General features: G+C 35.5%; 22 protein-coding genes and 4 pseudogenes. 9 read left to right on the top strand and 17 right to left on the bottom strand.

The window, feature by feature from the left end; genetic code table 11:
• The 10 genes and pseudogenes from ODU39_RS02800 to erm(B) (ODU39_RS02755) all read right to left on the bottom strand — a co-directional run.
• A pseudogene (locus ODU39_RS02800) lies at positions 1-82 on the bottom strand (topoisomerase DNA-binding C4 zinc finger domain-containing protein); the annotation flags it as partial.
• A 169-nt stretch (positions 83-251) separates the two neighbouring features.
• The gene (gene erm(B) / locus ODU39_RS02795; protein WP_174854706.1) at positions 252-989 is read right to left on the bottom strand and encodes a 23S rRNA (adenine(2058)-N(6))-methyltransferase Erm(B); all 738 of its coding nucleotides are present in this window, start codon (positions 987-989) and stop codon (positions 252-254) included.
• Between the two features lie 124 nt (positions 990-1,113).
• Complete coding sequence (locus ODU39_RS02790) at positions 1,114-1,197, bottom strand: 23S rRNA methyltransferase attenuation leader peptide (RefSeq protein ID WP_013641314.1); 84 nt, start codon at positions 1,195-1,197, stop codon at positions 1,114-1,116.
• Positions 1,198-1,245: 48 nt separating this feature from the next.
• Positions 1,246-1,329: pseudogene (locus tag ODU39_RS02785) on the bottom strand (MLS leader peptide); the annotation flags it as partial.
• A 139-nt stretch (positions 1,330-1,468) separates the two neighbouring features.
• Positions 1,469-2,527, bottom strand: a complete 1,059-nt coding sequence (locus ODU39_RS02780) for a replication initiation factor domain-containing protein (protein ID WP_277838697.1) — start codon at positions 2,525-2,527, stop codon at positions 1,469-1,471.
• Positions 2,528-2,614: 87 nt separating this feature from the next.
• Positions 2,615-2,935 carry a type II toxin-antitoxin system RelE/ParE family toxin gene (locus tag ODU39_RS02775; protein ID WP_032510708.1) on the bottom strand — a complete coding sequence of 107 codons (321 nt, stop codon included), beginning with the start codon at positions 2,933-2,935 and terminating at the stop codon, positions 2,615-2,617.
• The gene (locus tag ODU39_RS02770; protein WP_032510707.1) at positions 2,925-3,206 is read right to left on the bottom strand and encodes a hypothetical protein; all 282 of its coding nucleotides are present in this window, start codon (positions 3,204-3,206) and stop codon (positions 2,925-2,927) included. Before ODU39_RS02770 ends, ODU39_RS02775 begins: the two co-directional genes overlap by 11 nt.
• A gap of 347 nt (positions 3,207-3,553) precedes the next feature.
• On the bottom strand, positions 3,554-4,489 hold the full coding sequence (locus ODU39_RS02765; RefSeq protein WP_032510706.1) for an integrase domain-containing protein: 936 nt from the start codon (positions 4,487-4,489) through the stop codon (positions 3,554-3,556).
• Positions 4,490-5,132: 643 nt separating this feature from the next.
• A pseudogene (locus ODU39_RS02760) lies at positions 5,133-5,372 on the bottom strand (topoisomerase DNA-binding C4 zinc finger domain-containing protein); the annotation flags it as partial.
• Positions 5,373-5,541: 169 nt separating this feature from the next.
• The gene (gene erm(B), locus ODU39_RS02755; protein ID WP_174854706.1) at positions 5,542-6,279 is read right to left on the bottom strand and encodes a 23S rRNA (adenine(2058)-N(6))-methyltransferase Erm(B); all 738 of its coding nucleotides are present in this window, start codon (positions 6,277-6,279) and stop codon (positions 5,542-5,544) included.
• Between the two features lie 284 nt (positions 6,280-6,563).
• Here erm(B) (ODU39_RS02755) and ODU39_RS02750 point away from each other — a divergent pair, with 284 nt between their 5' ends.
• Entirely contained in the window at positions 6,564-6,770 is a 207-nt protein-coding gene (locus ODU39_RS02750; protein ID WP_024406352.1) for a helix-turn-helix transcriptional regulator, read from the top strand.
• 24 nt (positions 6,771-6,794) lie between these two features.
• Here the strand turns inward: ODU39_RS02750 and ODU39_RS02745 are convergent, their stop codons facing one another.
• Positions 6,795-8,096, bottom strand: a complete 1,302-nt coding sequence (locus ODU39_RS02745) for a hypothetical protein (RefSeq protein ID WP_024406351.1) — start codon at positions 8,094-8,096, stop codon at positions 6,795-6,797.
• A gap of 253 nt (positions 8,097-8,349) precedes the next feature.
• Here ODU39_RS02745 and ODU39_RS02740 point away from each other — a divergent pair, with 253 nt between their 5' ends.
• From ODU39_RS02740 to ODU39_RS02720, 5 genes are all read left to right on the top strand, one after another.
• Complete coding sequence (locus ODU39_RS02740; protein WP_024406350.1) at positions 8,350-8,658, top strand: hypothetical protein; 309 nt, start codon at positions 8,350-8,352, stop codon at positions 8,656-8,658.
• A gap of 21 nt (positions 8,659-8,679) precedes the next feature.
• A complete protein-coding gene (locus ODU39_RS02735) occupies positions 8,680-9,204 on the top strand; it encodes a hypothetical protein (protein ID WP_024406349.1) in 525 nt (174 codons plus the stop codon).
• A gap of 508 nt (positions 9,205-9,712) precedes the next feature.
• Positions 9,713-10,951, top strand: a complete 1,239-nt coding sequence (locus ODU39_RS02730) for a Rep family protein (RefSeq protein ID WP_024406348.1) — start codon at positions 9,713-9,715, stop codon at positions 10,949-10,951.
• Positions 10,932-11,162, top strand: coding sequence for a DUF3173 family protein (locus ODU39_RS02725; protein ID WP_024406347.1), 231 nt, complete (start codon positions 10,932-10,934; stop codon positions 11,160-11,162). Before ODU39_RS02730 ends, ODU39_RS02725 begins: the two co-directional genes overlap by 20 nt.
• The gene (locus ODU39_RS02720) at positions 11,134-12,444 is read left to right on the top strand and encodes a tyrosine-type recombinase/integrase (RefSeq protein WP_398579798.1); all 1,311 of its coding nucleotides are present in this window, start codon (positions 11,134-11,136) and stop codon (positions 12,442-12,444) included. The genes ODU39_RS02725 and ODU39_RS02720 overlap by 29 nt, the downstream gene beginning before the upstream one ends.
• 286 nt (positions 12,445-12,730) lie before the next feature.
• On the opposite strand, the gene ODU39_RS02715 is transcribed toward ODU39_RS02720, so the two are convergent.
• Together ODU39_RS02715 and ODU39_RS02710 are read right to left on the bottom strand one after the other, a co-directional pair.
• Positions 12,731-13,021, bottom strand: coding sequence for a hypothetical protein (locus ODU39_RS02715; RefSeq protein ID WP_105153032.1), 291 nt, complete (start codon positions 13,019-13,021; stop codon positions 12,731-12,733).
• A gap of 44 nt (positions 13,022-13,065) precedes the next feature.
• The gene (locus ODU39_RS02710; protein ID WP_398579797.1) at positions 13,066-15,480 is read right to left on the bottom strand and encodes an LPXTG cell wall anchor domain-containing protein; all 2,415 of its coding nucleotides are present in this window, start codon (positions 15,478-15,480) and stop codon (positions 13,066-13,068) included.
• Between the two features lie 166 nt (positions 15,481-15,646).
• On the opposite strand from ODU39_RS02710, the gene ODU39_RS02705 reads away from it, so the two are divergent.
• Positions 15,647-15,961 (top strand): helix-turn-helix domain-containing protein, encoded by a 315-nt coding sequence (locus ODU39_RS02705; protein WP_044776260.1) that lies wholly within the window; start codon positions 15,647-15,649, stop codon positions 15,959-15,961.
• A 78-nt stretch (positions 15,962-16,039) separates the two neighbouring features.
• On the opposite strand, the gene mcrC is transcribed toward ODU39_RS02705, so the two are convergent.
• The gene (gene mcrC, locus ODU39_RS02700) at positions 16,040-17,089 is read right to left on the bottom strand and encodes a 5-methylcytosine-specific restriction endonuclease system specificity protein McrC (protein ID WP_398579796.1); all 1,050 of its coding nucleotides are present in this window, start codon (positions 17,087-17,089) and stop codon (positions 16,040-16,042) included.
• Positions 17,086-18,783 (bottom strand): AAA family ATPase, encoded by a 1,698-nt coding sequence (locus ODU39_RS02695; RefSeq protein ID WP_398579795.1) that lies wholly within the window; start codon positions 18,781-18,783, stop codon positions 17,086-17,088. Before ODU39_RS02695 ends, mcrC begins: the two co-directional genes overlap by 4 nt.
• Before the next feature lie 195 nt (positions 18,784-18,978).
• On the opposite strand from ODU39_RS02695, the pseudogene ODU39_RS02690 reads away from it, so the two are divergent.
• Positions 18,979-19,767, top strand: a pseudogene (locus ODU39_RS02690) (hypothetical protein).
• 27 nt (positions 19,768-19,794) lie between these two features.
• Entirely contained in the window at positions 19,795-20,742 is a 948-nt protein-coding gene (locus ODU39_RS02685; protein WP_398579794.1) for a hypothetical protein, read from the top strand.
• A 142-nt stretch (positions 20,743-20,884) separates the two neighbouring features.
• Here the strand turns inward: ODU39_RS02685 and ODU39_RS02680 are convergent, their stop codons facing one another.
• Positions 20,885-21,634 carry a DUF6287 domain-containing protein gene (locus ODU39_RS02680; RefSeq protein ID WP_398579793.1) on the bottom strand — a complete coding sequence of 250 codons (750 nt, stop codon included), beginning with the start codon at positions 21,632-21,634 and terminating at the stop codon, positions 20,885-20,887.
• Between the two features lie 16 nt (positions 21,635-21,650).
• Positions 21,651-22,409, bottom strand: a complete 759-nt coding sequence (locus tag ODU39_RS02675; RefSeq protein WP_398579792.1) for an SDR family NAD(P)-dependent oxidoreductase — start codon at positions 22,407-22,409, stop codon at positions 21,651-21,653.
• Positions 22,410-22,507: the final 98 nt, after the last annotated feature.

Genomic DNA, 22,507 nt, shown 5'->3' with positions numbered 1-22,507 from the left:
TACATTCAGGATAATTTGAACAACCATAAAACGATTTTTTTAATACAATATTGTTGCCACACTTAGGACATTTTCCTACAAGGGGTCCCGAGCGCTTAGTGGGAATTTGTACCCCTTATCGATACAAATTCCCCGTAGGCGCTAGGGACCTCTTTAGCTCCTTGGAAGCTGTCAGTAGTATACCTAATAATTTATCTACATTCCCTTTAGTAACGTGTAACTTTCCAAATTTACAAAAGCGACTCATAGAATTATTTCCTCCCGTTAAATAATAGATAACTATTAAAAATAGACAATACTTGCTCATAAGTAACGGTACTTAAATTGTTTACTTTGGCGTGTTTCATTGCTTGATGAAACTGATTTTTAGTAAACAGTTGACGATATTCTCGATTGACCCATTTTGAAACAAAGTACGTATATAGCTTCCAATATTTATCTGGAACATCTGTGGTATGGCGGGTAAGTTTTATTAAGACGCTGTTTACTTTTGGTTTAGGATGAAAGCATTCCGCTGGCAGCTTAAGCAATTGCTGAATCGAGACTTGAGTGTGCAAGAGCAACCCTAGTGTTCGGTGAATATCCAAGGTACGCTTGTAGAATCCTTCTTCAACAATCAGATAGATGTCAGACGCATGGCTTTCAAAAACCACTTTTTTAATAATTTGTGTGCTTAAATGGTAAGGAATATTCCCAACAATTTTATACCTCTGTTTGTTAGGGAATTGAAACTGTAGAATATCTTGGTGAATTAAAGTGACACGAGTATTCAGTTTTAATTTTTCTGACGATAAGTTGAATAGATGACTGTCTAATTCAATAGACGTTACCTGTTTACTTATTTTAGCCAGTTTCGTCGTTAAATGCCCTTTACCTGTTCCAATTTCGTAAACGGTATCGGTTTCTTTTAAATTCAATTGTTTTATTATTTGGTTGAGTACTTTTTCACTCGTTAAAAAGTTTTGAGAATGTTTTATATTTTTGTTCATGTTATCACTCCTGAAGTGATTACATCTATAAACAAATACAGAAGTTAAACGATTTGTTTGTAATTTTAGTTATCTGTTTAAAAAGTCATAAGATTAGTCACTGGTAGGAATTAATCTAACGTATTTATTTATCTGCGTAATCACTGTTTTTAGTCTGTTTCAAAACAGTAGATGTTTTATCTACATTACGCATTTTGAATACCAACATGACGAATCCCTCCTTCTTAATTACAAATTTTTAGCATCTAATTTAACTTCAATTCCTATTATACAAAATTTTAAGATAATGCACTATCAACACACTCTTAAGTTTGCTTCTAAGTCTTATTTCCATAACTTTAGGGTTAACCATACGCAAGACCAATCACTCTCGGACAATACTCATGATTTTAATGATAAAATCCATGTTAAACCCATAGATAATGTCGCAATCTGCGAGCCATATCGACTGCTTGACCAAATGATTCTAACTTCATGCTTTATTCCTCCTCATCATTTACTTTCATAGCCCCTAGCCACGTTTCCAGCTCTCGCTTCAACGTGTCTATGTTCTCTGAAAAGCTAGCTTTGAGATGTTGTGTAAGCTCATCTTCTTTTGCAATACGTTTAGATAGCTTACGATACTTTCTTTTTGTGTTGTCAGACGCTTCAGACCAAAGACTATGATCTGCGTGTAAGCCACGCAGAATAGCCTTTTCTCTAAAGCTAATGTCTGACGGAAAATAGAAAGGCGAGTAAAAAGAATCTAGCGTTTCATTTACTACTCCGCTCCACTCATCCGCTTTGCTTCTTCGTAACTGGAGCTCTAATCTCCACCACGATTGCACCTCTTCAGGTACAATCTGACGGTGTTTCTCTTGCTCCAGTTTCTTGTTATACATTCGAACTTGTCGTTCGGACGAACGTGCGCCCCAATACGCTGTCTCTAGCGCTCCATTCATCCCATAATATGGTCTGAATGATACCGCATCGACTAAGCGATATTGGCTCACGTAGTCATCTGGTAAATCAAGAATATCGCAAGCCACGTCGGCACGAGAGAAGTGCGGATTATCAAACATCATTGATATAAACGACTTCAAATCTGTTTTCAAAAAGCTTTCGATTTTGTTAGGATTGAAATCAATCCGCCCTTTCTCTTTGCCTGTGCTTGGGTCTTTGAAAGGCAGAGTTTCAACGTAGGCAATATTCTCTCCATACTTATCAAGCAATCGCCACCCGTTGCCAGCTCGCTCGGCTGCTTCCTCGCTCGCTAGGAGTGGCATAGCTTGATTAAGCGTGAATTTCTCGCCTTCTCGGTAGAAAATTTCTCCGTCCTCTGTTACGAAAGTATGGTCAAACTCAAATTCTTTTAGGTTGCCTACGATTGTAATTCGGTCAATAGACCAACTCAAAGAAAACAAAAAACGCAAATTTTGGTGGGTTAGCCGCCTGTTAGAAGGGGCGGTCAATTTTTCCCACTCATTTATAACTATCCCTTTATCCCCTTTTTCTCTTCTTTGAGTAGGGTCAAGGACTTGAATTTCATTAGATTTCATGCTATAATCTATTCAACAAATTAAGTAATTAAATTTTCTCAGAAAAGTCCAGATTGCCGTCTGGGCTTTTCGTCTTTGTTGACCTTTCTATTTTTTTAACAACCTCATATAATTTGATTTCGAAGAAATAAAATGAGTGATAATCACTTCTTTATTCTTTTCATCTACCACAAACAGAATAAGATAATCTCCTGAGATTATCGCTTCTGTTTTGAAACTGTCATGCAATCTGCGTCCAATTCTATCATCAAAATCAAACCCTGACGGCATAAAAGCTAAATTATTAACTTTCGAACGAATCTTATTGACTATATTCTTTGCTCCAGAAACGCTGACATTTGAAACAAAATCATAGATTTTGTCCAAATCTTTCAGCGCTCCTTCCGCATATTTAATCTTATAATCCATATCGTTCTACCAAATCAGAATCAGAATAATATTTTCCATTCTGTACATCTGAAACCCTTTGTTTAACTTCACTCTTTAACTGCATAAACAAAAATTCATTGTCTAACTCTTCTTCAGTTGGCAAATCAATTTTCTTAGTAATAGCTACATTCTTCAAATACAATCTCATCACTTTATTAAGGTTATATCCATTCTCCTTAATAACCTCGCTAGCTAAATCTAAAGTATCTGAATCCATTTTAAATGCTACATTTTTCAATGCTGTAGTCATAATATTTCCTCCTTTAAGTAAACTTGTTCCCTCGACACGTTAATTATACACTAAAATAAAGTTAGTCGCAATTCTTACCTGTTCGCTGACTTATTCCAATTTCCTTTTGACTAAAAGAAACCTTGGCCAGTCGTCCTGCTGACGTGCCTGCCCGAAACGCTAAAGCCTTTCGGCTCAGCCCGTCCAAGCGTACTTCGGCCCAGCTTTTAGTCAAAAGTTTTCTCGGCATAAGCTCACTCCTACTACTTCTCTCTGAAGTGGTCTTTTTTAGGGAAATATTAACCTCTCTGCTAAATTTTGCTAAGAAAAAAGCTTGCATTTCTGCAAGCCTTTTTCTTTTTCTTCTTTTAGTCGGTATATAAATAAGATTGTGCAATTACTGTTATTCGGTTGTGTCCAAGATTCTCGGACACAATCTTCATTGCGTAACGGTCAAAAACTTCTCCAGCTCTATCCCCTCGCATATAGTACTTTTCTTTGATAGGCAATTTATCTAAATTCCTAACATACTTCTTATACATTCGCATTGCATAGCTAGCTCTGTAGCTATGGTTATCATAGTTAGATGATAACTTTGGAAACAATCTTCCTTTTTGGGATTGAATCCAATTCACTAAATCTCTTGTTTCCGCTTCCGTCTTACCACAAATCTCTACTTTTCTAGGCTTACCGCCCTTCGTTCCTTTATCTACTTTCAACCAAGCCTTGCCATTTTCAAAGAAAAGGTCTTCGGCTTCAATTCTTTGCATTTCAGCCCTGCGCAAGCCTGTCGCACTCGTGAAACGTGCCAGGGCTTCTTCTTTCTTCTTAGAGATATGCTTATCACGTTTCACTTCATCACGTGAACGCTTGACGTTAGCACGCAAGCGTGGAGGTGTTGCGATGAATTGAGTCGCTTCAACTCCAAACACTTTGGCAAGTGCTGCCTTTGCAGTTGCGATAGAATAAGCAGACCTCTTTATATCAATCAAATGTTGTAAGTATTCATCCACATAGCCTAACGCATCTTCAATGCTTACGGCTTCTGGATGAGCTACTTCCAACCAGTCAGCAAAATAGCGAAACTGATTTTTGTACGTAGTAAAAGTTCTTTTAGAATAGATTTTATCTTTCGTATCAGCTTCGGCTTTATCTTTTGATCGCTTCGTTCCAAGCCCTGCTTTCAGCATGTCTTGTAAACGCAAGCGACCTGTCTTTCTATAACTTGGTTTAGAAAGATTTTTCTTCTTAGACGCTTTCTTCTTAGCCCAGCGCCCCTTGGGCTTGATTTCTTTATCAGCCATATTGACCCCTTTCTATTAAGGACATTTCTCAATTATTCAGACCTGTCGGTCAAACTTCGGAGCAAATCAATCTCCTATGCCGAGGGCTTTCCCTCAATGCGCAACTTTTTTCTACTGTCTATGCGATGACAAAATGAGCAACTTTTTAATTCTATGCTATGAATACCATTTGAAAAGTTGGTTCTTTAATCTGACTTCATTGAAAAACTCGGTTTGTGACTAATTCCATTTCCTCTTACTAAACTACTAAACTTGATTCCTCATTCCCTTTTTTCCTCTTCTAAAAAATTCCTTTCTACACATTTTTTCTTTCTACTACATTTCCTCAATTCTATTTTTCTTTTTCCTCATGAATAACATTGCACTATTTTTTTCCTCTTTATTTTTATCACTGCTCTAGTTCTTCAATATCTTCATACCTTAATCATGCCACAAAAAGAAAAAAATAAAAAAACGAGTTAGACAATTAAACAACAAGATAACTGTTTATACGTTCATTTTTGCCTGCTACGCAGTCCCAAATAATCGTATAAACAGTTATCGGTCAAAGGTCGCTCAACGCTCCCAATGACCTCTTTTCGCACGAATGCGTGCGATTGTCTGCGCTTCGCATTGCAGACAAAAAAAGAGAGCCTAAACCCTCTTAAATTCCAATATTTACTAATACCATCTTTGCAAAGAAATAGGACTTTCTATCTTTCGTTTTGATTCCTTTTACCAGGGTTTCTTTTCCCTCTAGTAATTCTTTTACATTTGTTTTGGTGAGTTTTTTCTTTCTAAAATGTTCAGCTAAAGTGAAGGTACATTCAGGATAATTTGAACAACCATAAAACGATTTTTTTAATACAATATTGTTGCCACACTTAGGACATTTTCCTACAAGGGGTCCCGAGCGCTTAGTGGGAATTTGTACCCCTTATCGATACAAATTCCCCGTAGGCGCTAGGGACCTCTTTAGCTCCTTGGAAGCTGTCAGTAGTATACCTAATAATTTATCTACATTCCCTTTAGTAACGTGTAACTTTCCAAATTTACAAAAGCGACTCATAGAATTATTTCCTCCCGTTAAATAATAGATAACTATTAAAAATAGACAATACTTGCTCATAAGTAACGGTACTTAAATTGTTTACTTTGGCGTGTTTCATTGCTTGATGAAACTGATTTTTAGTAAACAGTTGACGATATTCTCGATTGACCCATTTTGAAACAAAGTACGTATATAGCTTCCAATATTTATCTGGAACATCTGTGGTATGGCGGGTAAGTTTTATTAAGACGCTGTTTACTTTTGGTTTAGGATGAAAGCATTCCGCTGGCAGCTTAAGCAATTGCTGAATCGAGACTTGAGTGTGCAAGAGCAACCCTAGTGTTCGGTGAATATCCAAGGTACGCTTGTAGAATCCTTCTTCAACAATCAGATAGATGTCAGACGCATGGCTTTCAAAAACCACTTTTTTAATAATTTGTGTGCTTAAATGGTAAGGAATATTCCCAACAATTTTATACCTCTGTTTGTTAGGGAATTGAAACTGTAGAATATCTTGGTGAATTAAAGTGACACGAGTATTCAGTTTTAATTTTTCTGACGATAAGTTGAATAGATGACTGTCTAATTCAATAGACGTTACCTGTTTACTTATTTTAGCCAGTTTCGTCGTTAAATGCCCTTTACCTGTTCCAATTTCGTAAACGGTATCGGTTTCTTTTAAATTCAATTGTTTTATTATTTGGTTGAGTACTTTTTCACTCGTTAAAAAGTTTTGAGAATGTTTTATATTTTTGTTCATGTTATCACTCCTGAAGTGATTACATCTATAAACAAATACAGAAGTTAAACGATTTGTTTGTAATTTTAGTTATCTGTTTAAAAAGTCATAAGATTAGTCACTGGTAGGAATTAATCTAACGTATTTATTTATCTGCGTAATCACTGTTTTTAGTCTGTTTCAAAACAGTAGATGTTTTATCTACATTTATTATCTAAAATTATACTCAATAAATTGAATATAGTCAATATGTTGGTAATGTTACCATATTGTTTATATAAGAGAATTTAAGAGCGAGTAATAACATGATTTCATATAAACCCTTCTATGAGACTTTGAATAAAAGAGGAATTTCAGAATATTATTTAATCAAGGTTGAAAAAATTTCCGCACATACGTTACATCGAATGAAATTAGGTGAACCAATAACAACAAAAACAATTGATAAATTATGTGAAATCCTTGAATGTAATGTTGAAGACGTAATCAAACATGAACTAGATGAATACTAAAAGCCAAGCACAATCGCTTGGCTTTTAGTATATTCGGTTTTCTAAGAAATTTTTTAATCTCATATCAATAATTTTGGCATATTCAAGGCAATCCTCCTTGGACTGCTGAAGTTTCTTTTTAATATCTAGATACAATTTATCACTATTATCTGTAATTGCGAGTGCTTCTTCAACCTTAAGTAATAATTGAATAATGGACTTTTCAAAATCATTCGAATATTTGCTATAATCAATTGCTTTTCCTAAATATTCATCTATTAAATCATACATATCTTTGTAATACATTGACTCAAGGTCCTGCTTTTCGAGTTCGTTCTCAAAATCTTTCCATTTTTCCAAAATACTTTTAAAGGAGTATTTCTTAATATTCAGGGAATCTAGGACATTTTCAATAGTCATTATTTCTAACTCAGAACTGCTACGATTCAAATTTTCAATGATAAGCATAGTAATTGTAACTTTCTGAATACATTTCCTTAGTTCCAAATAATAGTCTTCGAAATCATCACTCAATTTATTTAAAGTATAGTTTATATTTTCGTCTAAACCTTGATATTCTTCAATAATATTTTTCAACTGTAACTTTGTTCCTTCCCACTTCTTCTCTAACTTTCTATATTCTTCAGGAATAAGAGTAGAAATTTTCTGTGGCGATTTGCTTAAACGACTTCGTTGAATTGCTTCTAGTGTTGCCTTTAGTTCGTAGTGACCATTAAAATTCTTGTGGTTATCAGTTGAGCATTTTCTGACCAAACGTATTAAAGATTCGAGCTTATAATCATCATTCTTCTCAATGTTAATCTGTACAGATTTTGTAAGGTATTGATTATTTATTAAAAACTCAATTTCTTGTTTATTAAGAAATATCTCTTCATTAACAAATTGTATAAGCGTAACTAACGATTCAGTAGCGAGTAGCTGTGTCTCCATTTTTTTATCATAATAATTTTCAGAGATGTAAAGGATAAAATCAGCAATTAACTTATGCATTTGCTCCTTATTCTTTTTATCTAGTCGTACCTTGCTTGTAATCTCTTCTACAATCCAATGAGTATAGTTTATTGCAAGTGGCTCCTTAGCAAATACTTTTGCTAGTTTGTTGCTTAATTCTACAAACATTGATTGAGCAATCAATTCTTCAACTTCTTCTTGAAAAATTCTAAATAATATATCGTGGTCAGTCCTGTACTGGCCATTTAACTTATCAAATTCTTCAATCTGTTCAGAAAAAATATTATTTTTGTATTCTACAAAATCATATGTTCCCTTTAAAAACGTTGCTACAGAAGCTATTTCAAGCTCTTTTTCATTGAAATAAATTTTCATAATATTGCTCCTATCGGATTTTATCATAAAACTCTGAAACCTACTATTTAGCATGTGAGCCTATTTATATAACTTGAATATTATATAATTTCACAAATTCGGATTCGAACTATTTTCTGTTTTTTACACACAAGTTTATTGCAGATATAATGAATGTAGATTAACGTTAATTGATTTTTTTAACTCTTTGTAGAATATTTTAACACAAAAGTATACTACAAAAAAGACCATCGAAATGAGAGGGAAATTAAGAATGAAAACAAAAAAACTAAGTCCTTCAGTTTTAGCCAGCGTTGTAACTGATGTTAGCAAACCATATTATTTATTGTCTACCGACTATACTTTGAAATTTAAGTACAACGATAATGGTAGAACGGATAAGATAACAGGATACAAATACTGGTTTATGCAAGACAATTCAGAGCCGTTTCAAGTTGCACTTCCAGCTGAATTAAATAAAAATTTAAAAATTTTTATTGGATATAAATTTCAGAATTTAGAAGCTTATGACTACAATGGTGCGATATATTTCAGAGCTGAATCAATTCAGTTATTTGAATAAAAAAGAAAGGTAAACTGAAAAATGAAGATAACTTTGTCATCGACTGTCGCTGAGCATACACTACAAAATGAAGCAACTGACTTTGACATTGCTCTCATCACTTATAGCGAAATGTCAAAAAAAGACTTCAAGTTAAAATGTTCAAGTAGTCTAGAAGAAATGATAATCGGTCATGAAGAACGAGAAAAAGCACCGGTGTATTTAGTACTTAAAAATAAATATACTGGTGAATATTGTGATACTTCTTCTGTTTTACGACTACAAGAAAATCTGTACAATGAGCAACTTGAAAATACAAAAGCTGATTTAAAAAGAACAGAGTCAGTATTAACTTCTAGAAATGCAGAGTTAAATCGATTACTCAGTGACAAAGAAAAAGTTGAGAAAGATATTTCAAACGCTATTAGAGAACGTGCAAGTGTGAATCAAGAAATACGTGTTCTTGAACGAGATAAGCGCAAAGCAGAAAAAGAATTTGACGATTGGAAAGATGATAACCCTATTTTTCGATTTTTATATTGGCTTTCTCAGTTAATATATGACTAATTCTTTAAAATAACTCTAGAAACCGATAAAAATTGATTGCTTGTACTTAAGTGAAACACTCAATCTATCGTTGCTCGATTTGTTGTTTTGCTGATAATTTCTTTTAAGAACTGTGATTGAATGTAGTCTGTTGAAGCCTGCAAGACAGATGAATGAAATCATAGTTCTTAAGAAAATCAGCATCAACAAGAGCAAAGGATAGCTATTGAGCAGTATCACTTAACAAGTAATCAATTTTTCTATCGTTCTAGTTTATACAAGAATTAGCATACATTATTGAGAAAAATAACGAAAAATTTATCATATTTCCTCTAAAATTCTATTTCAATTGTGCATTTCGTAAGAACATTTATTGAAGATTTGCACTGACGAAACATAGCGATTAAATTATCCAAATTTTTATTTTGTCATTGTCAAGAGTAATATCTGCTCTAGAAATTCATGCTGTCTGGGCTTGTTATAGACAGCATGAATTACATTGTCATTGTCAAGATTTGAAAGGAATAAAATGAAGAAAAAGAGAAAAATGTCAGAAAAGGTACCCTCAATTCGACATACTGCTTATATGTTCTGTTCAACAGTAGAAAGCCTCTCAATTAAGAATTTGCAAGAAATAATCAAATTATTTCAAGAAACACTGAATCCGTTTGAAATTGCAGGTATCATACACGATAAAGATATTGATTCAGAACCACACTATCATATTATCGTCAGATTCAAAAATGCCGTCTGGTTAAATTCAATCATCAACAAGCTTTCACATAATGGATTTGTAGTTCAACCGAACTTCTTCGAAGCATGGAGAGGTAAAGTAAATAATGCTTATTCTTACTTAATTCATCGTACTGAAGATGCAAGTGAGAAATATCAATATCCAGTAGATGAAGTTATCGCAAATTTTGACTATGCTGAAAGAATCGAGAGTATTGAGTCAAAAATCCACTCTAACTCTAGAAAAGAAAAAACAATCAATGTTGTCCGAAATCTCATAAATAAAATAATCGCTGGAGATATAACATTCGACGAAGCAATTAAAGAGGTTGATGGATATACACTTGTGAAATACGATAGAGAATTTTCAAAAGCTAAGAAAAGACGAACAGAAATTGATTTTGAAAATTGGAAAGAAAATGCACTAAAAAATGGGTTTAAGAGAGAAATTATTTGGCTTTATGGGCCATCAGGAACTGGAAAATCAAGATTATGTAAACACTTTGCAAAGTCGCTTGGAAAACCATTTTATACAACGGGTTCTTCACGTGACCCATTTCAAAATGTCGCTTCACAAGAGACTATAATTATCGAGGAAATCAGACCAGGTCGGGGAGGTAATTTTAATTACGCTGATTTCTTACTTATCATTGACCCATTTAATGCTGATGCTACTGCTTCCAGCCGTTTCTTTGATAAACCAATCATCGCAACTACAATAATAATAAACACCCCATTTTCACCTTTTCAATTTTATGAATCAATCAGTAAACAAGTTGGTTTTGATAAGAAAATTGATACTGTGATTCAGCTCATTAGACGGATTACACTGCTCCAAGAAGTAACTGATAAAGCTATTATTACATACAAATTCGATAACGAAAAAAATAAATATGTAGAATATGAGCGAATAGACAATCCTTACTATGAGCCCGAAAAAGACAAAATTGAATTTAATTCAGATGTTTATAACAAGTACAAAGAAATGACTCTCAAAATTTCAAAGGAGGAAGATGATGACAGACAGAATGATTGAAAAATCCCATTTGATGAAGATGGGTTTTACAAAATATCAAGCCACAGGAATTATCAAACAAGTAAAGCTGAATCTTGTCAATCAAGGTTATTATTTGTATAATAACAAGAGACTTGGTATTGTTCCAGCTTCTGCTGTCGAATCGTTAATTGGAGTAAAAATTTCAGAGGAGACAGAAGAGAATGGCAAACAAAACCCAACAAAAAACTAAGTACCCAGGTGTTTATAAAGACCTAAAATCAGGTAAATTTTTTTATCAGATTGAGTTAGGTACTGATAAAGTAACAGGTGAAAGGATAAGGAGGAAAAAATCAAAAGATAGATTCGGGAATATCTTTACATCAGCACTTCAAGCGCATAAAGAAGTTACTAGGATAAAAAGAGAGTACCATAAAGCAGATGGCTATTCTTTTTATCATATGAAGTATCGAGAATTTATGGACACAGTATATATTCCTTACTATCGTTCATATGTCGAGACCTCAACGTTTAATACTAGATATCCAGCTTTACAACTGATTATTGAAAAATTTGGTGATATAAAACTACGTGAAATAAGCGTGACCGATGTTGATAATTTTAAGATTTGGCTACTGACAGACGAAAACAATGGAGGCTCAGGTTACAGTCAATCATATGCTTCCCTAGTTTTTGGTATGTTTCGTAAAACACTTGATAAAGCTGTCGAAAGAAATTTTCTTGAATACAATATTTCAAAAAAAGTAAAGGCAATTCCGAAAGGAAAGCAAATTGTCCCTTATTGGACAAGGACGGAATTCGAGTTAGTCTTGCAACAAATATGCCTAGATGATGTATATGAACATTTGTGTTTTGTAATGCTATATTTATATTATACGACTGGTATTCGAGTTAATGAAGGAACTGCTTTGTTTTGGAGTGATATTGCATTTGAGCAACAACAATTACGCATCCACCACATGCTTGAGGTTCAATCAAGAAAAAAATACATTAGAAAAGAATATACAAAAACAGATGATGGCAAAAGAATCATTGAATTAGATGATACAACTGTCAGTATATTGAGACAATGGCGAGAAATACAAACTCAAATAGGACTTGGTAAAGAAAATGACTTTATATTTACTTACGATGGTTACCCTATGATAAAGTCAACAATAAATCGAATATTAAATAGATATGCAGAGCTTGCGGGCGTTCGTAGGATTCAACCTAAAGGTCTAAGACATAGTCATGCAAGCTATGTTTTAAATGAGTTAAAAGCTTCTATTCTTGCGCTTTCAAAGAGATTAGGACATTCAAGTCCTGAGATAACTTTGCGTCACTATGCTCACTTGTACAGTGGTGCTGATAAAGAGATAGCCCAGTTACTCACTAATGCAATTAACATACAAACTGCACATGAAACTAGAGTAAAATTTAATGGAAACCAACATATGAAAAAATCAATCCCCCCTAAAACACCCCCCTTTGATGTATATACTACTTCTAATCCCTTGTCCCACAAGGGATAGGAGGATACCTGTTTCAATTGAGTGGGAATAATATATAAGAGTAACTTTGGCTAAGAATCCTTGATTTAACAGCATTCTAACTCCTATACAAAGCATTTAAATGAGATAAATTGGTTTGAACTGTCTCCAAATTGTCTCCAAATGAAGCTCAAGGTTGGGCTTCTTTTTTTATCTGTTACTCGTAGCAAAAAGAGATAGTGATGCTTATTATTCACTATCTCTTAATTTTAAATTCAATTGTTTTATCTAATCTTAAGAAGTTCAAAATTCTGTTTCACCACATTACTTAGAATAATGAATCAATAGATGACCTAATCTTTGCTGTTTCAAGTAATTGGATTGTTTGCATCCCAAGTGCATATTTTCCTTGGAGAGCACCTAATACAATACAAAATAAAATAAAAATTGCAAGAGCTTTGTTATACCAAGAACGAAGCTTTATATAATTTCCTGTAATTTTATTAGCTGCTCTATCTTGCACCCTTAAAATAGCATCGTCTAAATCTTTTACGGCTTTCAGAACTTGAAAACTATACCCCAACATTTCCATGAGTTCTTCTTTAGAATAGGTATTCATAAATTTATCTCCTCACACTCACAATATTGTAAATCAGTTCCATTTTATCCATGTCTACGTCTTCTTGCTCCTGCAAGACCTAGACCAGCTAAGACAACTCCAATGCCCATCAAAACAATATTATCCTCTGAGCCTGTATTTGGCAATGTATGAGCACGTTCAACACGTGAATAAGTTACTTTTTCTCCAGTGGCAGTTTGTTGAACAGTAATTCCTGCCTGTGGCTTATAAACTGTCGGAGCGACAACTGTCTTTTCATTATCAACATTGTCAATAACATTCAAATCTTGACCTTTATCACCATCTTTCGGTACTCCCACAGTTGTTTGTGGTTCTTCTGATGGTTTGCTGAACAAATCATTGAAGTCTACTGATGGCAATACTGGTGCTGTTGGTGCATCTTTTGGTGTTGCTGTTACTTCATCTTCAGTAATCACTGTGTTGAATTCTTCTTGCAAGGCAAACAAGGTTGCAAGGCGGTCTGCCTTAGCTTGTGATGCTTCAGCTTTCGCTACCAATTCAGAGAGCAATGCGCTTGACTCACCCTTAGCCACTTCGGCGTCGCTTAGGCGCACCTTAGCAGCTTCCAAATCAGCAAGCAATTGGTCTTGATTTGCAAGCAATGATTTCAATTCAGCAACTTTAGCCTTAGCTGTTGCCAAGTCAGCTTGTACATCTGCAAGTTCACCCTTAGCTGTTTCCAAGTTTGCAAGAGCTTCTTCTTGTGATGCGAGAGCTTGACGCAAGGTAGCGTTTGCTGTTTTAGCCGTTGCACTTGCATTGTCAAATGCCATTTGTGCTTCTGCAATTGCCGCAGTACGTTTTGCATTTGCAAGGGTAATGTCAGTCTTAGCTTGCTCCAATGTAGCAAGAGCGGATACTGCTTGATTCAATGCGTCAGATGCAAGTGACTGTTGCGCAAGCAAGGCTGATTTCTCAGCTTCAAGGGCAACGACTGCGTCTTTAAGCGCTTGGCTATTGTCTACCACTGTAGTTGTGACATAATTAAATGTACGTTTTGGCAAGAATTTCAAACGCTCACCGTTGTAAGTTTGTGTCAACTTACCATCTACTGTGGATTGTTGGAAAAGAATAGTGCGGGCATCATTATCAGATAAAAGCGCAAAATATTGACTTGTTCCGTCGGTTGCCATACCGACAGCCAAATTCCCGGTAGCATCACTTAACAGATGATTACGGTGACCGAATGTCACGCGCATATTACTATATTCACTAAACCATCCAAGTACCAAGTTATATGCTAATTCAGAGTGTGATAGAGCTTTTGATGTGTTATTAGTGGCGCTCACGAAACTGTAATTATCTTTTGCGATTGATTCGCCCAATTTATTGATATCATATCCATTGGTAGTGTCAGTTAATGTACTATTGTGTGAAAAATCGGTTGCCAATTCTTGCGCTCGTGTGGTTGCAAAGTCTACAAAACTATCGGTTACTTTCAACGCGATATCTTCTTGAGTCATACCATATCGTGGTGTCAATGTAATACCGTTGATACGACGCAATTCGTTAATGATATTCACCACTTCTTCTGATACTGCTTTCGCATCAAATGTGTAAGTGAATGAACCTGTTTCAGCCAATTCTTTAGCTTGTTTAGCTGTTAATTCAACTGTTTTGGTGTCTTCACCATCGAAAATGACGGTTTCAAATTGACGTGCGTAATCAGCTGGATTTGCGTCAGGGAATGTTTCACGGATAATGTCTTCCATATCACGGTCAGCACCTGTTGCTTCAACATAATTACTTGATGCTACTGTTTCAGTATCGGTTGTTGGTTTGTAGTTATCAACAGCTTCTTGTGCCGTTGCAATTTTACCGTCAGTTGCGGCAATTTCTACGGCTGTTTTAGCTACTTCAGCTTCTTTTTCAGAAATAGTGCTCTTAGTTTCAGCAATTTGAGCATCTACACTTTCAGCAGTTACTACTGGTTGTGCTTTCGCTTCTTCCAAAGTCGCTGATGCTTGAGCTTCAACTGCATTTGCTGTGTCAGCAGATGCTTGTGCTGTTGCTACTTCAGCATTCGCTGAGTCTACAACTTCTTGAGCTGTATCGACAGCCGTTTGAGCTTGTGCTACAGCTTCTGTTTGAGTAGCCACTTCAGCTTCAGCTGCTGGAAGAGCTTCTTGTGCTGTAGATGCTTGTGCTACGGCTTCAGTCAATGTTTCTACTGCTTGAGTTTCAGTCACAAGCGTTTGGCGAGCTGCTGTATCGACAGATGTTTGTGCTTCAACAGCTTGTGCGTCTGCTGTTGCGACTTCTTGTGCTTGTTCCACTTGTTCAGCAGAAATAGTAGTTGGTGTTGCTGTTACGACTGTTTCAGCGGATTCAGCCACTGGAGTAACCACTTCGTCAGCTTTTACCTGAAGATTTGTAGCAGATGCTCCAAGGGCGATGGTTAAAGCAAGTGAATTTACAACTTTTCTTTGTGTTCTCATATGATTCCCCTTTTTTTAATGTAAACAAAAAATATTTGTTTAAGACTATTATAGCATATAAAATTAGTCTGTAGACTAATTTATTTATTATTTTTAGTATAAAAACTAGTTATATTTGATTTCATTTCCTCGTATCATTTATATAGTAGTGAGGAAGTGAAAACAAATGACATTAAAACAATATATCGGTACACGTGTTCGACAATTACGAAAAGAGAAAAATCTGAGTCAACAACTGTTAAGTGAAAAAGCAGAGGTCGGAATAGACTATATTTCCAATCTCGAGACAAAAGGTTCGAATATAAAAGTTGATACACTTGAAAAAATCATTTCTGCTCTTGAAATTGAAGTGTCTGATTTTTTCCAGGTAGTAGATTCAACCACAAATTACAATGTTTTGAACGAGTTAAACAAACTTCCGATAAAGAAACGTGAAGAACTGGAAGAGATCATTCTGTTAATGATAAAAACTCTGCAATAAGAATAAATGTACAAAAAAGGCTTTAGCTAGTATTTATATGCTAACTAAGGCCTTTTGTTTTCTAGCTTAAAACTCTAACTAGTACCGTTTTGGAGGGGATAGAAAATGCGATGTAATGATGTCATCCAGTTGTTCAGCAATACTTGCAAACTGCAGGTTTAAGTCCAAATTTTTGACACTAATCTGGTTTCCATGCATTTGGTAGACCTGATTAGGTTGAATATCTATATCGGTTTTAGCGTATAGAAGCATTCCCGCTACTGTATCGTTTGTATCTGACAGGCGATAAGCCTGATTTTTCACATAGGTAAAAATCTGGTATAGATTATTTGAATGGAGTGTGCGCTTATCAAAGCGAATCTGTGTGTTACTAGAATAATATTTAGCATCAATAATCAATATAGTATCTTTATATTTGAGGTAAATATCACTCTGCATGATGGGGAGCATTTCTCCAAAACCATCATCTAGTGCCCAAGGTATCTGAGAGGCGGTAACCTGTATTTGGGGATAATGCTTTTTATAATATCCAAGAATGAACTTCTCATATAGCAAGGATTCCCTCCGCTCATCAAGAAAATTCATCAATTTCTTATTCCCCTCCCTCTCTGTATGAATTAATCCATTCACTACCAAATAGCAGATTGACATTAGTAATTGATACGATTGATTGTTTCGATTATATTGTAAATTCCAATTGATTGAGTGTAGATTAATTTTTGAGACTTCTCCAAAGAAAACTAAGAGTTTTCTCAATTTCTTTTTCCTGTCCCTGCTTATATCAGCTTTTAGCAGTATCTCAATGCTTGCTTTGATAATGCGATTCATTGTACTGTCAAGAGAAAAATCATCGTATTGGCAAACAAGTTGTTTTCTACGCCAATTCGGAGGTGTTAAAGATTCAGCGATATGTATTTTACCTTTAAGTGCCGAGAGTGACTCGGTTTGAGAACGATACTCTCGACCAAGTCCTCTTTTCACCTGTATCGAGAGGCTAATGATCATTATTTCCGCCAGTAGATCTGCAGCATTTTTAAATTCTTCAGTAGCGATCCGTTTATATTCCTGCTTATGAAGGATTTTGAATGCGTAGGATAGCATATAGTAGATATTTTGGACAGGTATCACTGGATGGTACTCCTTAACTTACTACTCCAATCATGAATTTTTGTCGGTTCATCAAACCAATATTCTTTCAAGAGGGGAATCAGTTCATATTCAACAATGGCTTCTAGCAAACCTTGGTCCAGTACTTCTGCCGATAAACCGCAGAAGTAACTATGCCCAATACAGAAGCTATCTCCCAGTACTTCCTCTGTTGAAATGGCCTGATTTAGCTTTTCTACACAGGAAATGAGTCTATCGAATTTTTCGTTTTTCAGATTTGTTTGATAATATTTGAATCCCGCAGTTGAAAAACCTGGCTTAATGTCAAAGAAGGCAAAGCGACGTCTCAGTGCATAATCAAGTAGGGCTAAACTCCTATCTGCGGTATTCATCATGCCGATGATATATAGATTTTCTGGAATTGAGAATTGCTCATCCGAGTAGAGGAGCTGTAAAGACTTGCCTCGTTTGTCATTTTCTATCAGCATAAACAGTTCACCAAAAATTTTGCTCAAATTTCCCCTGTTTATTTCATCAATAATAAAGAAATAATCATGACTCTTGTCAGACTCTGCTTTTTTGCAGAAAGTATAGAATGCCCCTCTTCTCAGCTCAAAGCCACTTGTCGAAGGTCTAAAGCCCATGATGAAGTCCTCGTAGGAATAGCTTTGGTGAAACTGAATTGTCCTGACCCTTTCTAAATCTGGTTTACCCATTAATGAAAATGCTAGGCGTTCTGCAACAAACGTCTTTCCAACTCCTGGAGCTCCTTGTAAGATGATATTCTTTTTCATTTGGAGTATGGAGGTTAATTTATCATACTCTTCTTCTGTCATATAGACTTCTGATAGGAAGTGATTTTTCGTATAGCTATCTTCTACTACCTCTTCTCCACCTATCTCGTTTCCAGTATCAGCTTCATCAGCCAGTGGAGAAATTGCTCTAGCACTTCTTTCCTTCTCTTCTTGATTGATCTGTTTAGAGTATTTCCAAGCCATGGATGATAATTCTTTAAAATCTTTCAGTTTGCTCTCTGCACTGTTTAAATATTGAAGTATGGAATCTGAAATATAAGAATACTCATCGGCAGAAATTTTTGACTTCATCTTTGGCAATTTTTGGACAATGTCAGTTGGAATCTCCCCAGACTCATACACATACGCTTCATTTTGCCTATCTAAGTTCAAGAAAAAGTCAGGAGCAATCCAATACAAGGCCATCGTAATCTTGCTGTTACCATTTCCTTTCTTGTTTATAGCCAAATCAAAATAGTGTGAAAATTTTTCTTTCTTCTCAGCCGTAGGCTCCTTGCTATAGGTCAAAGCAGCAATGAAAAGTTCCCATAAGTCATCAATATCTTTCTCATCACGATCTCCGATGAAGTAATAGAAAGTCGCATTCTGATTATTCAGTACTGGTATGCTTTCAAAAGAGGATGGGATTTCCGCTTGGAGGTGGAATAATTCTGCTATAGCTGTCAGAATTTTGATGCGATTCTCTTCTGTTATTTTCTTATTGAAGAGTCCAAATATCGTAAAAGGATCAATATCTATCAGTTGATTGTCCTTTTCTAACGTGGGCATATGTATCTTTGTTTTGGTATAGATAGCTTTTACTTTTTCAACCAGCTCTGCTCTATTATCTTTATAGTCTACTAATTTCCAAGCAAATTCCTTATAAAAGTTTACCCAATTGAATTGATTTTGTTCATCCATAGTATCCTCCAACGGTGTTGTATCTACACCTATTAAATTATGAGTTCGAATTTACCTATATTTTATCATTAAACATTCCTGTCGTAAACTTAGAATTTATATACTAGCGTAACCGTTTAATGCGGTACCTCAAAATAGTTGCTTTTGATATTTTTATATGATAATATGTGACTGAAAACATTTTAGAAAGGTGTGATGGCTGTGCTGAAATACTCGAAAGTGCTGTTACTTGTCTTGCTTATTGCCACTGGACTATCTTGTATCGGAATCTACTGGCTCGAAAAAGAGCAAAATAGACTATTAAATGAGCAGTGGCATTCCTTGAACATACGCATTATTAATGATCTAGGAACAAAAATTGATGCCATAGGTGGTCCGCAAAATCCGCGTATCATTGGATTCTATCAGCAAGATGACACTACTGCTATTAGCCAGCGGATTGGTACAGCTTCTGAGGAGGAACTGAAAATAGCTAAACCTGACAATCTATTCTAGAAAGAGTGGATTGTTCTTTATCCTCAAACGCGTAGCAGTCCCTTTGAAAATACTTCTGCCTATGCAGTAATGAAAACCAGTATCAAGGCTGACTGGCTCCATGTGACTACTTCGTCAGAGACGGAATTAGATATTTTTTATGAGAAGGCAGATGAAAGCTTGCTGACCTTGGAAGACTTGGTGCAAGACAAGGAGAGTTTTCGTACTACACTAAAAACAATCCTAGTTTCAGCTAAAAATGAGGCTGAAATTCAAGTTCAAAAAGATATTTTAGAAATGTTTGAGAGTGATGATTGGTCTGCTATTCCCTTTTCTTATACTGAAAAATCTCTGATATTGGAGAAAGCTATCATTTCAATTTCTGCATTTGTAGATAGTCTAAATCCCTACTATTTTTCAGAACAAACCCTTGCAGATTTGCGTTTATCAGAAGAATCGCGTCAGGCTTTGGAAGATTCGGTAGATAAGACAATTAGCACCTATCCTTGAATAAACGGTGGGAGTGGGAAAGTCGTTATGGATGTCTTTCCCAGCTTCTTTTTATTTTTGTTTAACAAATTAAACCTTTTTATGGATTTGAAAAATATTTTTTGTTATACTTGTGTTATGAAAACATCAACACTTGGAAAGTTACTAGAATTACCAAATTTTCACCACTTCTACACCGTTCCAATTAGAGAAAATACGGAGTCTTCTGGAAATTATATAATTGTTTTTGAACAGGACAAGCAACCTGTATTTGTTGATTTGAAAAATGAGACTGGTCACACTCGTGAGGTACGCTTTGCCAGTCATTTTGACAGCGCCGGTCTTCTGGTCGGATTAGGAGCCATTCCTATCAATTATTGGCCTACCTGCCAGATTCTTGGTGTGAAGAAAAATAATAATCGACGAGGGCTTAGTATATCTAGTCTGATGGATGGTTATGGACGTCTACCTATTTTTAAGGAAATGGCAGAGCGTTATAGAGTGCGTGGGCAGTCAACCATTTATGACCCCTACCGTTATTCGTATACTATTGATGAGAAAAAGGTTATTAAGGATAATCAATTAACCCTTATTCCAAAGGAAGAATACGAAAAGATAAAAGATTTCCATCCTTTTTTGCAAACAAAGCATGGAAATGTTTATGCAGTTCCTTGTTTCTATCAAGACAGAAAACGAAATCAGATTACTAAAATCTATATTATGGGCTGGTACTTTTATGAGAAGCAATTAAAAATATCTTGGAAACCTTCTCATTCTCGTAAAAGCCGCTGGCGTTCTTCGCTTGTTTCAGTTGATAAATTATCGGACCGCTTCTTCTTTCAAGGAGAATTGTATAAAAAAGGAACCTATCCAGTGTTCCTTGAAGACCTTACAATAAAAAATAAGGCCTACCAACATCGCCTGGATAGGGAGTTTGCAGCCTTTTTAAGTATTATTGAAGAACAAAAACGGAGGGCACAGCTCCGTGTTAAGTAGAAAATGGTTAGGTTGGTAAATTACCGACTATCATTTTTACGATTATCTTTTAGTTTTACAACGACTCGAAACTGGCGATCAGGATGATTTTCTGTATTGGACATCTGAATGTGAATGTCATGTCTAACCAACTAGAGAATCATTATGGTTGATAAACAATTTGATAATCTGCATTGATAATGACACCGTTTTGGTAAATAGTGTAACGGGCATTATCATCACCTTCCAAAATATTATAAGGAATAGATTCGGTGCGCGTGTAGTTACCTTCGATGACGCGCCAATTGTTTTCGCCTAAAATTGAGTTGGCATAATCAATCGTTTTGGGTCCACTATCCAACTGGACGCCCGTTTCAGTATTTTTTAATGGGTCTATACCGCTAGTGGCTGAATTGGTCAAGCGATAATAGACATCTACCACGTCTGCCGCTGTTTCTTGGCTTATTACAATCATTCTATCGCGCGTAGAGTCAGTAGTGTCTGTCTCAGTTGTATTTGCTTGTGTTCCTTTGGGAATCATTAATAGTGTTACATCGCCAATCGTTGTGTCTACATAGCCTGTTTCAAAAATTCCGTCAGTTATTTTTCCGCGGCCAAGTAAGGACTGGCTATCTGCTACTAATCCTTTGCTATTGAAGACTAGTGAATTTCCTTGACTATTTTGCCAGGTGCCTAGTATACTATCGTAATTGCCTTGCATTAGAGCATCTATATCCATAGAACTAAGAGAAATCTCACGTTGGATTGTTGATGAAGTGCTTGTATTGGCATTAGAAACCTGGGTATCAGCAGTTGAGGTACTTGCGGAACTGCCCTTCTTTTCAGTTTGACAGGCAGAAAGCGACATGATAGTGAGCAAGCCAAGAGCGAGTGCTAAATATTTTCTTTTCATTCTAGCTATCTCCCCTCTAATCCCTATGAATAGTAAAGCCAGTTGCCTGCTTGGTTGCCATAATGGTCATATCAGAAATCTGCACGTGTGCAGGTTGATTTGCAACAAATAGCGTACAGTTGGCAATATCATTTGCTTGAAGAGCATCGATTCCTTGATAGACTGTCGCTGCTCTCTCTTTATCTCCATGAAAACGAACTTGGCTAAAATCAGTCTCAACGATACCGGGTTGTAACGTAGTTACCTTGATATTTTTATCAATCGTGTCAATACGGATCCCGTCTGAAAGCACCTTGACAGCTGATTTGGTTGCAGCATAGACAGCAGCTCCTGCATAGGCGTAAATACCGGCTGTTGATCCAATATTGATAATATGACCCTCATTATTTTCAACCATTTGTGGCAATAACTGACGTGTTACAGTTAGTAATCCTTTAATATTGGTATCAATCATTGTCATCATGTCAGTCAAATCATAGTCTTGGAATTTGTCCAATCCCAATGCCAGGCCAGCATTGTTTACCAAAATATGAATTTGTCCAACTTCTTCTAAGATTTTTTGACAATTTACAATCGTTTGTTCCATATTTGTAACATCAAATGAACGAACTGATACCTGAACATGGTATTGCTTTTCAATATCTTGCTTAATTTCTTCTAGTTTGTCCAATCTTCGTCCTGTAATGATGATATTATCACCATTAGCAGCAAACACATAAGCGATTGCTTTGCCAATGCCACTACTTGCACCTGTAATCAATACATTTCGTTTCATCACTCTGTCTCCTATTCTCTTTATTATACTACAATTTTACCTAGTTTGTAAAAATGCTGTAGTTAAAAAAACTCATCAGATTTCCGATGAGTTTGATA

It is taken from the genome of Streptococcus sp. 2021WUSS126, assembly GCF_044427255.1.
Classification (GTDB): domain Bacteria; phylum Bacillota; class Bacilli; order Lactobacillales; family Streptococcaceae; genus Streptococcus; species Streptococcus hashimotonensis.
The sequence above is the reverse complement of the archived record's forward strand: the minus strand, read 5'-3'. Positions and strand labels throughout refer to the sequence as shown.

Excerpts from the sequence above, each read along its gene's own strand:
- ODU39_RS02790 (WP_013641314.1), bottom strand. The coding sequence starts at position 1,197 with ATGTTGGTATTCAAAATGCGTAATGTAGATAAAACATCTACTGTTTTG.
- ODU39_RS02780 (WP_277838697.1), bottom strand. The coding sequence starts at position 2,527 with ATGAAATCTAATGAAATTCAAGTCCTTGACCCTACTCAAAGAAGAGAA.
- ODU39_RS02775 (WP_032510708.1), bottom strand. The coding sequence starts at position 2,935 with ATGGATTATAAGATTAAATATGCGGAAGGAGCGCTGAAAGATTTGGAC.
- ODU39_RS02770 (WP_032510707.1), bottom strand. The coding sequence starts at position 3,206 with ATGACTACAGCATTGAAAAATGTAGCATTTAAAATGGATTCAGATACT.
- ODU39_RS02765 (WP_032510706.1), bottom strand. The coding sequence starts at position 4,489 with ATGGCTGATAAAGAAATCAAGCCCAAGGGGCGCTGGGCTAAGAAGAAA.
- ODU39_RS02750 (WP_024406352.1), top strand. The coding sequence starts at position 6,564 with ATGATTTCATATAAACCCTTCTATGAGACTTTGAATAAAAGAGGAATT.
- ODU39_RS02745 (WP_024406351.1), bottom strand. The coding sequence starts at position 8,096 with ATGAAAATTTATTTCAATGAAAAAGAGCTTGAAATAGCTTCTGTAGCA.
- ODU39_RS02740 (WP_024406350.1), top strand. The coding sequence starts at position 8,350 with ATGAAAACAAAAAAACTAAGTCCTTCAGTTTTAGCCAGCGTTGTAACT.
- ODU39_RS02735 (WP_024406349.1), top strand. The coding sequence starts at position 8,680 with ATGAAGATAACTTTGTCATCGACTGTCGCTGAGCATACACTACAAAAT.
- ODU39_RS02730 (WP_024406348.1), top strand. The coding sequence starts at position 9,713 with ATGAAGAAAAAGAGAAAAATGTCAGAAAAGGTACCCTCAATTCGACAT.
- ODU39_RS02725 (WP_024406347.1), top strand. The coding sequence starts at position 10,932 with ATGACAGACAGAATGATTGAAAAATCCCATTTGATGAAGATGGGTTTT.
- ODU39_RS02720 (WP_398579798.1), top strand. The coding sequence starts at position 11,134 with ATGGCAAACAAAACCCAACAAAAAACTAAGTACCCAGGTGTTTATAAA.
- ODU39_RS02715 (WP_105153032.1), bottom strand. The coding sequence starts at position 13,021 with ATGAATACCTATTCTAAAGAAGAACTCATGGAAATGTTGGGGTATAGT.
- ODU39_RS02710 (WP_398579797.1), bottom strand. The coding sequence starts at position 15,480 with ATGAGAACACAAAGAAAAGTTGTAAATTCACTTGCTTTAACCATCGCC.
- ODU39_RS02705 (WP_044776260.1), top strand. The coding sequence starts at position 15,647 with ATGACATTAAAACAATATATCGGTACACGTGTTCGACAATTACGAAAA.
- ODU39_RS02695 (WP_398579795.1), bottom strand. The coding sequence starts at position 18,783 with ATGGATGAACAAAATCAATTCAATTGGGTAAACTTTTATAAGGAATTT.
- ODU39_RS02685 (WP_398579794.1), top strand. The coding sequence starts at position 19,795 with ATGGATGTCTTTCCCAGCTTCTTTTTATTTTTGTTTAACAAATTAAAC.
- ODU39_RS02680 (WP_398579793.1), bottom strand. The coding sequence starts at position 21,634 with ATGAAAAGAAAATATTTAGCACTCGCTCTTGGCTTGCTCACTATCATG.
- ODU39_RS02675 (WP_398579792.1), bottom strand. The coding sequence starts at position 22,409 with ATGAAACGAAATGTATTGATTACAGGTGCAAGTAGTGGCATTGGCAAA.